The 13,994-nt window shown below is 38.1% G+C and carries 13 protein-coding genes; 8 read left to right on the forward strand and 5 right to left on the reverse strand.

The genetic code is table 11. The annotated features are described in order from the left end of the window. Positions 1-85 precede the first annotated feature (85 nt). The 3 genes from Q4597_RS16165 to Q4597_RS16175 form a co-directional block, all read right to left on the reverse strand. Positions 86-793 carry a hypothetical protein gene (locus Q4597_RS16165; protein WP_303407148.1) on the reverse strand — a complete coding sequence of 236 codons (708 nt, stop codon included), beginning with the start codon at positions 791-793 and terminating at the stop codon, positions 86-88. Positions 794-1,038: 245 nt separating this feature from the next. Beyond that, positions 1,039-1,797, reverse strand: coding sequence for a hypothetical protein (locus tag Q4597_RS16170; protein WP_303407149.1), 759 nt, complete (start codon positions 1,795-1,797; stop codon positions 1,039-1,041). Between the two features lie 66 nt (positions 1,798-1,863). Beyond that, a complete protein-coding gene (locus tag Q4597_RS16175) occupies positions 1,864-2,556 on the reverse strand; it encodes a hypothetical protein (RefSeq protein ID WP_303407151.1) in 693 nt (230 codons plus the stop codon). A gap of 297 nt (positions 2,557-2,853) precedes the next feature. Between Q4597_RS16175 and Q4597_RS16180 the strand changes: the two genes are divergently transcribed. After that, positions 2,854-3,297: an META domain-containing protein gene (locus Q4597_RS16180; RefSeq protein ID WP_303407152.1), complete on the forward strand. Its 444-nt coding sequence runs from the start codon at positions 2,854-2,856 to the stop codon at positions 3,295-3,297. 124 nt (positions 3,298-3,421) lie between these two features. Here the strand turns inward: Q4597_RS16180 and Q4597_RS16185 are convergent, their stop codons facing one another. Continuing rightward, positions 3,422-4,705 (reverse strand): serine hydrolase, encoded by a 1,284-nt coding sequence (locus Q4597_RS16185; protein WP_303407154.1) that lies wholly within the window; start codon positions 4,703-4,705, stop codon positions 3,422-3,424. A 228-nt stretch (positions 4,706-4,933) separates the two neighbouring features. Between Q4597_RS16185 and Q4597_RS16190 the strand changes: the two genes are divergently transcribed. The 4 genes from Q4597_RS16190 (at position 4,934) to Q4597_RS16205 (ending at position 7,884) form a co-directional block, all read left to right on the forward strand. Then, the gene (locus Q4597_RS16190) at positions 4,934-6,145 is read left to right on the forward strand and encodes a winged helix-turn-helix domain-containing protein (RefSeq protein WP_303407155.1); all 1,212 of its coding nucleotides are present in this window, start codon (positions 4,934-4,936) and stop codon (positions 6,143-6,145) included. A 165-nt stretch (positions 6,146-6,310) separates the two neighbouring features. Beyond that, on the forward strand, positions 6,311-6,925 hold the full coding sequence (locus tag Q4597_RS16195) for a MarC family protein (protein ID WP_215440474.1): 615 nt from the start codon (positions 6,311-6,313) through the stop codon (positions 6,923-6,925). 39 nt (positions 6,926-6,964) lie between these two features. Then, positions 6,965-7,342, forward strand: a complete 378-nt coding sequence (locus Q4597_RS16200) for a nuclear transport factor 2 family protein (protein WP_215440475.1) — start codon at positions 6,965-6,967, stop codon at positions 7,340-7,342. A 107-nt stretch (positions 7,343-7,449) separates the two neighbouring features. Next, a complete protein-coding gene (locus Q4597_RS16205) occupies positions 7,450-7,884 on the forward strand; it encodes a GNAT family N-acetyltransferase (protein ID WP_215440476.1) in 435 nt (144 codons plus the stop codon). 6 nt (positions 7,885-7,890) lie between these two features. Here Q4597_RS16205 and Q4597_RS16210 read toward each other — a convergent pair whose 3' ends face one another. Then, on the reverse strand, positions 7,891-8,655 hold the full coding sequence (locus Q4597_RS16210; RefSeq protein ID WP_215912313.1) for a LexA family transcriptional regulator: 765 nt from the start codon (positions 8,653-8,655) through the stop codon (positions 7,891-7,893). Between the two features lie 159 nt (positions 8,656-8,814). Here Q4597_RS16210 and Q4597_RS16215 point away from each other — a divergent pair, with 159 nt between their 5' ends. From Q4597_RS16215 to uvrA, 3 genes are all read left to right on the forward strand, one after another. Continuing rightward, a complete protein-coding gene (locus tag Q4597_RS16215) occupies positions 8,815-10,083 on the forward strand; it encodes a putative DNA modification/repair radical SAM protein (protein ID WP_303407158.1) in 1,269 nt (422 codons plus the stop codon). 47 nt (positions 10,084-10,130) lie between these two features. Beyond that, a complete protein-coding gene (locus tag Q4597_RS16220; protein ID WP_303407159.1) occupies positions 10,131-10,904 on the forward strand; it encodes a TIGR03915 family putative DNA repair protein in 774 nt (257 codons plus the stop codon). Between the two features lie 188 nt (positions 10,905-11,092). Then, positions 11,093-13,933: an excinuclease ABC subunit UvrA gene (gene uvrA, locus Q4597_RS16225; protein WP_303407161.1), complete on the forward strand. Its 2,841-nt coding sequence runs from the start codon at positions 11,093-11,095 to the stop codon at positions 13,931-13,933. Positions 13,934-13,994 lie beyond the last annotated feature (61 nt).

Below are 13,994 nucleotides of genomic sequence, written 5' to 3' on the forward strand. Positions count from 1 at the left end.
AAAAAAAGCCCCGTAAAGAGGCTTATATGAATCCGTTCCGTGGAGAATCAACGGCTTGTGCAACGGTTACTTTTGTTATCATTAGTTATTTTTTCTTTACGAGCAATGGATAGACTTCTCCAGAATCATGTTTATCAATTATAAACATGAAATTATCTTTGTAGTTAAGAGATTCAAATCCATTATTCTCATCTATTTTTACTAGAACATCATGAATTGCAATCATCCCTTCACACTTATGTAGTTCAATGATTTCATCATATCCATCAATGGATTCGATATCATTGAATTCATTCATTTCTATGATATCTCCATCTTTCAATCCATCAAAGTCAATATGGTCGTTTGTATATTCTTTAGGTAGGTTATCATGATTTAAACTTTCAAGACTATCAAAAAAATTTAGTCCAATACCTGGGCACGCATAAAAATCTGTTGTGAAGTCATAATCGAATCCCATGTCGAACTTATCAAACTTAACTTGGAAGTCTTTCCATTCCCCAATTCCGAATGCGGTAGCTTCTACATTCTTTTGAAAAAAGTAATCATACTCAAAAAGTATGGCGTATAATTCTTCCTCTTTTTTTATTCCTTTTTCAGGATTTGACCACCAGTCATTTAAATTTTTAAGAATTTCAATCTCCAATTTCTGTTTGTAATCTTCAAAATTGAACTCTTTTAAATTTAAGAGAATAGTTTTTAGTAGTTTGTCTAGATTTGAATTTGACTCAAGAGTAGATAAGTAGCTGTTTCTCTTCTTGACTAAATTTTGCCTGATTGTTTCGTTGTTCATTTTTTGAGCATAATTAATGCTAACGTTTTGCCTAAGCGTAGTGCGGATGTAAGGAAACTTTTAGTTTCCGTCTGCGCACGAAGCTAAAGCTTATTGTTTTGCTTTTTCTTTTTTGTTCCAAAGGCTAAATTTGAATATTTCGCTATCGCGTAATTTTCAATTTAGCGACATTTTAAACATACACAGATCTTTCGGTTTTGCCTTAAAGTCCGTTTTCGTATAGGCTTTGTTGTGATGTTGTTTTTTTATTCTGTTTCACTTTTAATTGCAGGGGGTGGCGGTATATGCGGCACAACTTCCCAAAACGAAATATTTAAAACAATATTAGTTTTCAATGAATCATATTTCATGGCCAACGTATTTACAAAACTTTCAATCCCATCCGTTTTTCCGTCCCGCATAGATTCAATAATTACAAAAAAGTTGTCAGGCTTGTCAGTTGAATTGGATGAATAATAATATGAGAATTCCGTTCGTAACATCGCAGAAAGCGAGTCCAGATTAATTTCCGGTAACATACCTTGGTGATATATTTTGCCCCTGTCGAAAGTCACATAATGTTTTCCTTCAGGGTCAAATATGAACGGTTCACAATATACGGTAGGATAAATATGCCTAACATTTTTTTGTGTTTCAATTACAATTCTAGGGATACTATCATCACAAGTTATTTCATGAATTCGGTCAATAAAATCTCCATATGTAATAAAATCTCCAAGTCTAAGCGACACTTTTGAACTATCATTTTCTTTTTTCGCATAGCCATATTCCTTTAATTCCCTTTTTTGATTTGTACAGGAAGAAATCAGTAATATTAAAATCAATAATTTGACAATATTTAGTTTCATTTCAGGATTTTGTAAATGCACCACAACGCTTGAGCCATGAACAATACGGAAGCAAACTAGAGTTTGTTTTCCGCCACGCACATAGCGAAATCTTTTGGTTTTCTTTTTTCCTTGTCCCGCTAAAAAGCAAAATCCAAAAGATTTTGCGGACTTCATAAAAGTACGCAAACCTTCGCAGTTAAGCCCGAAACCCGTATTGTTTATAGGTTGTGTTGTAAGCAGTTATTTTACGTTCAGATTTATGTTTTTAGGATAAATTTCATCGTACAAAATTGGTATGGAATCTCCAGTTGAAAAAATCATGTAGTTCTCTTTACTCACTCCTATTTGGGTTTGTTTTTCAATTCCATCTTTTAGCTCGTATTTTAATGTAAAATAATAAGAGTAGTGCAATGGCTTACCTCCAAATATTTCCTCTTTCTCCACAATAATTGAATAGGTTTCTATACCCCCAGCTTTAATTCTTGAATTCAAAACATATATGTAAATCGGATAGATTAATGCAAAAAAAACTAGGAGACCAAGTACACCCAATTTTAATTTCCCAGATAGGTCGATTTCTGATTTCTTGACTAGATTCTCTTTCTTTAAATTGTCTATTTGGTCGTTTCTTTTAGCAGGAATAGAATTGTCAGCTTTTTCCTCAACTCGTTCTAAAATTGGAACTGAACTACGAATAGAAATACCAGAACGAAGATACGTACCGCATGAGCATCGAAAGTTGTGATAAAAAGCATACTTCTCTTCATTTTCAACTTTTTCTTCGATACTTTCCAAAGGGCAATCACCACCCAAATATTCCATGATGCCATGGTTGACGTAATTACGCCAGATAGCTATTTTATCAAAGTAATCTTCGGTGTTTAGCACCCTGTTTGGAATTTCACAATAAGTGCAATTACCTTTATCTGACATTTGGTTTATTATAATTGCTTACAACAATTGTATATAGCAACTAGTTGCTATATACCTCTCTATATAAATACAAAGCAACTAAGATACACCCATTAATAAATAGTATCTTACAGCTTAGCGTAAGGTTTTTAACAAAAACGTTAACAGCAATACTTTAGAAATAGGAAACCAAAATTAACAAAGTCTTTGCTCAGGAGTTTTTTCTGTTATATTTTATTGGTTTAATTTTCGTCCTTAAATAAGCGTTTGCCAGTGGTTTTCAATCCACAGGAAAGGCTTAACGGATAATTAAATCTTATGAAAACAGGTATCTCTATTCTATTTCTAACAATAACCTTAATATTTACTTCCTGTTCCACAACTAAAAAAGTTGCAGACACCCCATTGTATAGCTCCCTTTGGGAACTGGAATACCTTTCCGGGCCACGCATTGCGTTTCAAGGGCTCTACCCTGACCGGAAACCACAAATTACTTTTATGGAGGAGACAGGCCGTGTACAGGGTACGAACAGTTGCAATGGCTACTCGGCGCCGTTTACCGTAAAAGGTAACGGAATTTCTTTTGGAGAGCCCGGCCCTACTACCCTAATGTTCTGTGGCCAAGGCGAAAAGTTCTTTTTGAATACGATTCAAAGAATAGACGCCTATAAAATAGATGAGGACGGCAAGCTGGTGCTTTTAATGGACGGTGTTGCCATGATGCGTTTTAAAGCCATAAAAACAGTGGGTCAGAGCAATTAAATTTAAGAATGCTAAAAGAATGGTATATAGTTCTAATATGCCCTTAAGAGGACGTATCCCCAAATAGTGCTTTTCAACTGTTGCGTAGCTTTATGCTCTTTTGCTAAAATAGCCCAATGAGAACTTAGAGCATTTTTCGGGCAGTTACATCATCCTTTTGATAAACCTCCTTAACAATTTGGTACAAATCAGGAATGACGGTCTTGGCCACGGGAGACATATTGTTCAGCAATACACAAATACCTAGATCCGCTTCCGGATAAATGGCTATTTCGTTTCGGTAATTGTTAACGCTTCCACCATGGTGCCAGATGGTTTTCTCAAAATTGCTATCGTCTTCCGTAAACTTATGAATGCGCCATCCAAAGCCGTAATAGGATCGGGTGTGGCCCGGCCAGCGCTGGTAGTATTTGCTGTGCCCGGAAATTTCAATAAACGGGTTAAACGCTTCGTTAATAGCGGAGCTCTCCATAATCTCTGGGTTGTGGCCCAATAGAAACCGCATCCAACGGCCCATGTCATGCGCATTTGAACTGATTCCGCCCGCCGCAACAGCGTTGTAATAGTTATCACGAATATGTGCCGCTCTCCAGCCGTTTCTGATTCTAACGTGGGGCATGGCAATATTCAATTCGTGGGTCAAGGTTTCAAAGTCCGTTGTAGTCGTACACATTTCCAAAGGCTTAAAAAACCGGTCGTCCAAAAGTGTATTTATCTTTTTTCCGGTTGCTTTTTTCATCATCTCACCACAAAGTGCGAACATGGCATTTTGGTAGCTGTACATGATTCCAGGTTTGCTAATGGGCATAACCTCTTTAAAACGTTTGGCTATATCCGTTAGGGGAATTCCCGCTTCTACCAAATTGGTGTAGCTGTGGTAAGGCGTTCCAGAAGTGTGCGAAAGAATATTGGCCAGGGTTACATTTTTTGTATTGGTACCGTCGCCCAACTCAAACTCGGGAAGGTAATCACTTACCCTATCCGTCCAATCTAACTTTCCTTCATCCTTGATATTGGCGGCCAACATTCCAGCAAATCCTTTGGAGAGGGAACCTAACCTAAATACAGTTTCACCATTTACAGTACTGCTCTCCACACTATTTTTTCTCCCGAACCCTTCAGAAATCATAATAGAATCGCCTTTAACGATACTTACACCGGCCCCAACTACATCTCCCTTGGCAATAGCTTTCTTAAAATAGGCGTTTAATGCAGCGTGTAATTCTTTTTGTCTTGAAGCGTACAGATGCGCTTCTTTTTTGTTTCGGGGAGTTTTTTCTACGTTGGTAACAGCGGTTTCCGCTTTTTGGGGAGTATCGGTAGTTTCAGAATGAAATACCCGGGAAGTAAGCGCTGATAAGGTAAAAACGATAAGCGCAGATGCGATCAGTATTTTATATCTCTGCATTGATGAAAGGGTTCTTGGTTGTTTGAGATGAACGAAAATAGGATGAATTGCTTAAATAACGGATGAAATACACTTTTTCTTATGTTTTTTGAGCTCTTTTTATAATGTTTTTAACATTATTCATTAAATGGGCTACTTTTTAAGCATATCTAATGGTCTTTGCCCTAAAAAATAGTAGAGATGTTAGTATTTTTACTTTCTTATCAAAGCTGGCCCTGAATTATTTAGATGAATTTAGAAAAAGAAAAACTTTCACTTCGCGAAGCCCAAAAACTAGTCTTATTATCTCAGCGACTACCGGGCACAAAAGCAACAGGTTCTTCCGTAAATGCAACACTGGAAGCTATAGAGCATTTAGGTTATGTTCAGATTGATACCATTTCGGTAATAGAACGGGCACATCACCATACCTTATATAATCGGAATCCACGCTACCAATCCTCACATTTAGATGCGTTGGTAGTCGATAAAAAAGTTTTTGAATATTGGTCCCATGCCGCTGCCTACCTTCCCATGGAAGAATATCGTTTTAGCCTACCCCGTAAGCACGCCATTTCTACGGGGAAACAAAAACACTGGTTTAAACAGGATACTGCCGTTATGCAATGGGTTTTGGACCGTATTAAAGCCGAAGGTCCGCTAATGGCCAAAGATTTTGATAAAAAGGGAGTGAAACATGGGGAATGGAAAACGGCTCCCAAAAAGCAAGCGTTGGAAAATTTATTTATGCAGGGCGATTTAATGATTTCCGAACGGGTGAATTTTCATAAAGTGTACGACCTAACCGAAAGGGTACTGCCGCTAACCGTAAACACTACCCTTCCAACAGAAATGGAACATGCCCGTTTCCTTGTGAAAAAATATTTGCAGACCAATGGATTGGGAAGACTTTCCGAGATGACGTACCTACTTAAGAATGTGAAAGGTACAGTTGCCAAAGCGTTGGACCTAATGTTTAAGGATGGCGAAATACAAAAAGTACAGGTTTCCAAGACCGATTATTTTGTTTTACCGGAGTCGCTTGAATTATTGAACAGACCGTTAGCTCGAAAAAAACTCAAAATTTTATCACCCTTCGATAATTTGCTTATTCAACGAAAACGAACGCAGGAGATTTTTGGATTTGATTACCTGCTGGAATGTTATGTACCCCAGCACAAACGAAAACATGGTTATTTTACCCTGCCTATTTTATGGAATGGAAAGCTAGTGGCCCGGATGGACAGCAAAGCCGATAGAAAGAAAGGTATATTGAATATCCTTCAGCTGACCTTGGAACCCGATTTAAAAAAAATAGAGGAATTCTCCAGTGCTTTGAACAAAGAGTTACAAGCATTCATGAAATTCAATAATTGCAAAAGTATCCGCCTACATAATACAATACCATCAGGCTTTAAAAAGGAATTTGAGCATAGTTATCCAACCCTGTTTAGGGTCTAATTTTTTGTGATATTCCATTTATAACAATCTCTTTTATTACATATACAAGGTGCCATTTATTTTAACTAACTTGTAAATCCTATCCTTAGATGGGAAACTAAGAGAGTTAAATGTCATGTACAAAAGAGTGATGTTAGCTTTCTTATTAAGAAATTAGAATTTTAAATGGACAACCTTCTTACCTTTTCAATTACTGTGTTCACTGGTTTTTTCGCCATAATGAATCCACTTTCCAACATGCCTATTTTTTTATCCTTAGTTGAAGGAGCGGATAGAAAAACACAACGGAACATTAGCAAAAGAGCCACATTTACGGCTTTTATTATTGTAACCGTATTTCTTGTTTTGGGAAAGTTTATCTTTCTTCTTTTCGGTATTACCATACCTGCATTTAAAATTACAGGAGGTATTTTGGTTTTTGTTGTTGGGTTTGATATGCTGCAATCCAAAAAATCCAATGTAAAGCATTTAAAAGAAACCAATATTGATGAAAACATTGCCATTTCACCTCTTGCGATACCCATACTGGCAGGCCCCGGTACTATAGTGACCGGCATGAACTTTGTTTCTAACGCGGGCTACATTAAAATAGGAATGGTCATACTTATTTTCGGACTCTTATGTTTTATGACCTATTTTACTTTTATGTTAAGTGAATGGTTTATCAAAAAAATCGGGAACAACGTTATATCCGTAATCGGGAAAATCATGGGGCTAATTATTGCCATTATTGGAACGGATATGATTATCCAAGGTATTAAAATATCGTTCTCCCTCTAGCTAAGGGTTATATGCTTTTCAACTTAAATTTTGGGGAATATGAATACTAAAAGGAACAAACAAAATGCCATAGCTTTTTATAAGATGGCCTACGAAGGAAACCCCAAAGCTGCAATTGAAACTTATTGCGGGGGTACTTATATTCAACACAATCCGCATGTTGCCAATGGCCCACAGGGGTTCATTGATTATTTTGAAAGAATGCAACGGGAATACCCTGAAAAATCCATTGAATTTGTACGGGCCGTTGCCGAAGGAAATTTAGTAGCCCTGCACACTCACCAAATTTGGCCGGATAATGATCAGTACGTCACCATGGATTTTTTTCGTTTTGACGATTACGGAAAAATATGTGAACACTGGGATTCCATTCAGCAAATTCCAAAAACATCGGCCAACCCTAACACCATGTATTAATACAGAGCTCTATTGAAACGAGCTTATTTTGTGTCAATTTTAAGAATAGTGAATACCTTTATCACCAATATATTCTTAGTTTTATCTTACCAAAAACACTACAACACATGACCATTGAAATATTACACAAATACAACCTTAACGACCAAGTACAAGTTGAAATTCAAAATTTGTATAAACAACTGAATGACAAGAACAAACAAAGGCCATTGCATCAAATACTTCAAGATGACAATCATGTGATTTTAGCTGCCTGTAAAGACGAAGGTCATATTGTGGGCATTGCTTTATTGGCTACCTATAAGGTAATTTCCGGTTATCGCGGATTGGTTGAAGATGTAGTTGTGGACAGTGAATACCGTGGAAAAGGCATTGGTAGAAAATTGATGGAAAAACTATTGGGCGAAGCCAAGCATCTGAATCTTGATGAGATTATTTTGTTTTCCGGCCACCATAGAACCCCGGCAATTTCGCTCTATAAAAGTCTTGGTTTTACGTTAAGAAATAGCGGTGTTTACAATCTTAAAATAGCAGAATCTTAGATTTGCTTACACTTTTTTAACATGGCGAAGTTGGCTTTTTAGTTCGTCCATAGATTCTTGCAATTGTCTTAATAGTCCTTTTTCCGTTGTAGCATCTTCGCCAAAAGTAATTCTACTGCTTACTTCCCAAATTTCCTGAATTTGAAACGGTTTAATATCGTAAGGTGGATAAGTTTCATTGAGCGAAACCAAGGTTACATTATTAGAATTAGGTCTCCTTTCTACTTTTTTAACCAAGACGGCGTCTTCTAGCACCACAACATACATTTTATTTTGACTCACATCATCTATGTGCTCTACGGCCTTGGCCAATACCCACTCCCCTGACCTAAGATTGGGCAGCATACTATCTCCGTCTACCTGAAACCCGCGATATGTAGCATTTCTAAATTCCGGAATGGGTAAATCAAACGCAGGAAGCTGTTCGTACCAACTTGTATCTTGAATGTTTTGTGGATAACCTGCTGCAGCTTTCGCATTGACCAAAACCATATTATCGTTTCCGGCATTATCTACGGTTACCACTTTTGGAATTACACTTACCTTGGAAGTCTCCAAATATTGGTTTTCGCTATCACCGAACAACCATAGCGGATTAATTTTGAACTGTTTTAGAAGTTCCATCACTACTTTTCCTGAAAGTTTGGTCCGCCCACGTTCAATATCCGCCGTGGTACTGGACACCCCCAAAAGTTTGGCAAACTCGGCTTGCGTATAACCTAGTTCTCGTCTAACATCGGTAAAACGCTTTAAAGTGATTTCATTTTCCATACAATTCTGAATTATCAATGATTGAAGAAAAGATTAGAACTAGGCCATAACCTTTCCTCTTCAAATATACACAATTTGGACATACTCCAAAATATTATTTGGATTATATCCATAATATGGAATTTTTCCATAAATTTGGATTAAATACAAAATTCATATATGTCTTTATCTTTTGACAGAATCAAGGAAAAATTGAACATCCTGGCCGATGCAGCCAAATACGATGTTTCCTGCTCTAGTAGTGGGAGTGTCCGCAAAAACAACATCCAAGGCCTTGGAGATAGCAGTGGTATGGGTATATGTCACAGCTATACCGAAGATGGCCGCTGTGTTTCATTATTGAAAATATTACTTACCAATCACTGTATTTTTGACTGTGCCTATTGCGTGACTCGTAAAAGCAATGATGTTAAGCGGGCCGCTTTCAAAATTCAAGAGGTGGTAGATTTGACCATCAATTTTTATAGACGCAATTATATAGAAGGTCTTTTTCTTAGCTCGGGCATTTTCAAAAGCCCGGATTATACTATGGAAAGATTGGTTGCCGTGGCCAAAAAATTAAGATTGGAGGAGAATTTTAATGGGTACATCCACTTAAAATCCATTCCCGGTGCTAGTGATGAACTTATGCGGGAAGCCGGTCTGTATGCAGATAGACTCTCCGTAAATATTGAGGTCCCTACCATTTCAGGGTTAAAACTATTGGCTCCCGACAAGAAGCACGAAGACTTCACAAAACCTATGCTAAAGGTCAAAAATGAGATTATTCAATATAAATCTGAGAAGAAAATAATTAAAAGCACGCCCAAATATGCTCCTGCAGGACAAAGCACCCAAATGATTGTTGGTGCAACCGGGGAATCGGATAAGGATATCATGTACTCTGCTACCCATTATTATAAAAACTACAATATGAAGCGGGTCTACTATTCCGGTTATGTTCCCGTTGCCGAGGATAGCAGGCTTCCGGCTATTGGAACCCAAGTGCCCATGCTCCGTGAAAACCGCTTATACCAAACCGATTGGCTTTTGCGCTTTTACGGATTTGGTGTTCAGGAAATCCTAAATAACGACCACCCTAATCTAGATATGGATGTAGACCCCAAATTGGGCTGGGCCCTACGTAATATGCAATATTTTCCTGTTGATATAAATAAAGCCGATAAGAGTGTATTGGCCCGTGTGCCTGGCTTAGGAATGAAATCGGTACATAAAATTATTCATGCACGTCGTTTCAGAAAGCTAAACTGGGACCATTTAAAGAAAATAGGTGTGGCCTTGAACAGGGCGAAATACTTTATTGTTTGTGACTCTAATAGATGGGAACACAAGGATATGGAAGGAGCTAAAATAAAAGGACTTATACTTCAAAACTCCGTTGGAAAATTTAGAAAGGAATATAGTAATCAATTGCAGTTATTCAGTTGATTTTTGGTTGACAGAAACAGTTTACGAACAGAACAAAATATAGAACTATGAATGCTACAAAAACTTTAATTTACGATGGAAGTTTCAACGGATTTTTGACAGCTATTTTTGTAGCTTTTGATGAAAAAGTTCAAATAGCGGATATTCAAAAGAACACAGCTTCACAAAGCGGACTCTTTTCTGAAACTGAGACTATTTTTACCCAAATGGACAAAGCAAAACGTGTCTGGAACGGTATTGACAAAAAGAGCCATACCGCCATTAAAGATGTCTATTTTGCTTTCTTAAGCGAAACCAAGGGAATTGAGCTGTTATTGTACCGTTATATTCAAAAGTTATTTGCTTCCGATAGTTCTGTAGCGTCTGATTATTCGGATGGGGTTGTTTTAAAAATTAGCCAGATTGCAAGGTCTGTTGGTCGCGAAAAGCATCGCATGGAAGCTTTCGTTCGGTTTCAGTTGACAAAGGATGATATCTATTTCTCCAACATAGAACCGGATTTTGATGTATTGCCATTAATCTCAAAACACTTCCGGTCCCGTTACGCTGATCAACAATGGTTAATTTATGATGTAAAGCGTAAGTATGGTATTTTTTATGATTTGAACAAAGTAGAAGTTGTGTCTTTGGATTTAGAGGACATCTACACGAATAGCCTAAAAAAGAGTGTTCATTTTACTGATAGTGAGTATGATTACCAAGACCTTTGGAATAATTACTTCAAGAGTACAAATATTAAATCACGCATCAATTTAAAGCTGCACAAACAACATGTTCCCAAGCGTTACTGGAAATATTTAAGCGAGAAAAAAGCGGTCTAATTACACGTTCCAATTTCTCAAATGGGAGTAGCTATTGAAATTGGATTCTATCCAATAAAATTTTACTCCATTTACCCATTATCACCTGCAACCGCACGTTCTTCAATGGTTTCCTTAACATAGATATAAGTAACGGGACTTTCTTTGTTAAAGGTCAAAAACGTACCTTTGCAACTTTGCTATAGAAAATGATAGATTACGAAGAAAATATTGAGGTTCAGGGCGCTCGGGTCCATAACCTTAAAAATATAGATGTTACCATACCTAGGGAGAAACTGGTAGTTATAACCGGTCTTTCAGGAAGTGGGAAGTCCTCACTTGCTTTTGATACGATTTATGCCGAAGGGCAACGGCGTTACATTGAAACGTTCTCGGCCTACGCCAGACAGTTTCTAGGTGGCCTGGAAAGACCCGATGTGGATAAAATTGATGGTCTATCTCCCGTTATCGCCATTGAACAGAAGACCACATCAAAATCTCCCCGTTCCACAGTAGGTACAATTACCGAAATTTACGATTTCCTCCGCTTACTTTTTGCACGTGCCGGAGATGCTTACAGCTATAACACCGGAGAAAAAATGGTGAGTTATAGTGATGAGCAGATAAAGGAACTTATCAAAAAAGATTACAACGGGAAAAAGATAAATGTGCTAGCTCCGGTCATTAAATCCAGAAAAGGGCATTATAGAGAGCTCTTTGAGCAGATTGCCAAGCAAGGTTTTGTAAAGGTTAGAATTGATGGTGAAGTAAAGGATATTACCAAAGGGATGAAAGTGGACCGGTACAAGACCCACGACATTGAAATTGTCATAGACCGCCTTAAAGTAACGGATTCCGAAGAGATGGATAAACGTCTCTCCGAAACCCTAAACACCGCCATGTATAGCGGTGACAATGTTCTTATGGTACTGGAAGAAGGAGAATCTGTGGCACGGTATTTCAGCAGGGACCTCATGTGCCCTTCAACCGGTATATCCTATCCAGTTCCTGAACCGAACACTTTTTCTTTTAACTCCCCAAAAGGTATGTGCCCCAACTGCAACGGATTGGGTCATGTCTACGAAGTAAACGAGAAAAAGATTTTCCCCAATAAGAAGTTATCCATAAAGTCCGGGGGAATTGCTCCGTTAGGGGATTATAAAAAATCATGGGCCTTTAAACAAATAGAGACCATTGCCCAACGGTACGGATTTGAACTTACGGATCCCATTTCCAAAATTTCGGATGAAGCTATTAATATATTGCTTCATGGAGGGCATGAAAGTTTTGAGGTAGACTCCAAGACGTTGGGAGTTAAACGAAACTATAAAATTGACTACGAAGGTATTGCCAATTTTATCAAAAACCAATATGAAGAGGCCGGTACAACAGCTCTAAAGCGTTGGGCCAAGGAATATATGGATAAAGTTTCTTGTCCTGTATGCGAAGGTACCCGCTTGCGTAAGGAATCACTTTATTTTAAAGTTGATGAAAAGAATATAGCGCAATTGGCCCATTTGGATATTGCCGAACTAGCCCTTTTCTTTAAAGGGTTGGAGAAAAAACTGGAAGGCAACCAACTGAAAATTGCCGAAGAGATCATCAAGGAAATCAAAACCCGAATTCAGTTTCTTTTAGATGTAGGCCTAGATTATCTTTCCTTGAACCGAAGTTCAAAATCCCTTTCCGGAGGGGAAGCACAACGAATACGATTGGCTACTCAGATTGGCTCCCAATTGGTGGGCGTCCTCTATATTTTAGACGAACCTAGTATTGGTCTGCATCAACGGGACAATACCCGTTTGATTCAATCGCTGGAAGCACTAAGGGATATTGGCAACTCGGTAATTGTTGTGGAACATGACCGTGATATGATAGAGTGTGCCGATCATGTTATAGATATTGGCCCAAGGGCTGGAAAACATGGAGGGGAGATTATATCCCAAGGTACCCCGGAAGGCCTAAAAAACGAAAATACACTCACAGCGGACTATATAACTGGAAAAAAACAGATTGCTGTTCCCGAAAAACGCAGAAAAGGAAACGGAAAGAAAATTACACTTTCCGGATGCACGGGGAACAACCTTAAGAATGTATCCATATCGCTACCGCTAGGGCAAATGATAGGTGTTACCGGAGTCTCGGGCAGTGGAAAATCCACTTTAATAAACGAAACGCTCTACCCTATTATGAACGCCCACTATTTTAACGGGGTAAAAAAACCTATGCCCTATAAAAAAATAACGGGCCTAGAACATATAGACAAGGTAATTGACATTAACCAGTCGCCAATAGGAAGGACTCCTAGATCAAACCCAGCCACCTATACAGGTGTATTCGGTGAAATCAGGTCCTTGTTTGCGAAAACATCCGAAGCTGCCATACGAGGTTATAAACCTGGTAGGTTTAGTTTTAACGTAAAAGGTGGTAGATGCGAAACATGTCAAGGTGGTGGCCTACGGGTAATTGAAATGAATTTTTTACCGGACGTTTATGTAGAATGCGAAACCTGTAACGGGAAACGTTTCAATAGGGAAACCTTAGAAATACGTTACAAAGGCAAGTCCATAGCAGACGTTTTGGAAATGACCATCAACGAAGCCGTTGATTTTTTTGAGCTCATTCCAAAAATTCATAGAAAATTAAAAACCATTCAAGACGTGGGTCTTGGTTACATCTCTTTAGGCCAGCAATCCACTACACTTTCAGGGGGTGAGGCGCAACGGATTAAGTTGGCTACGGAGCTCTCAAAACGGGACACCGGTAACACATTTTATATTTTGGATGAGCCTACTACAGGTCTTCATTTTGAAGATATTCGTGTTTTAATGGAAGTTTTGACCAAATTAGTAGACAAAGGAAATACCATATTGGTAATTGAGCACAATATGGATGTCATTAAAATGGCCGATTACATTATCGATATTGGTTACGAAGGTGGTCGCGGCGGCGGAAAAGTCGTAGCAAAGGGAACTCCTGAAGAAGTGGCACAAGACAAAAAAAGCTACACGGCAAAATACTTAAGGCCCGAGTTAAACATCCCCGATTGAGGGAAGATTCAATTATAATTGAGCCTAGTTTACGTAGAATGAAATAAAAGCAATAAATTCA

This window comes from Zobellia sp. 1_MG-2023 (assembly GCF_030549125.1).
GTDB lineage: Bacteria > Bacteroidota > Bacteroidia > Flavobacteriales > Flavobacteriaceae > Zobellia > Zobellia russellii.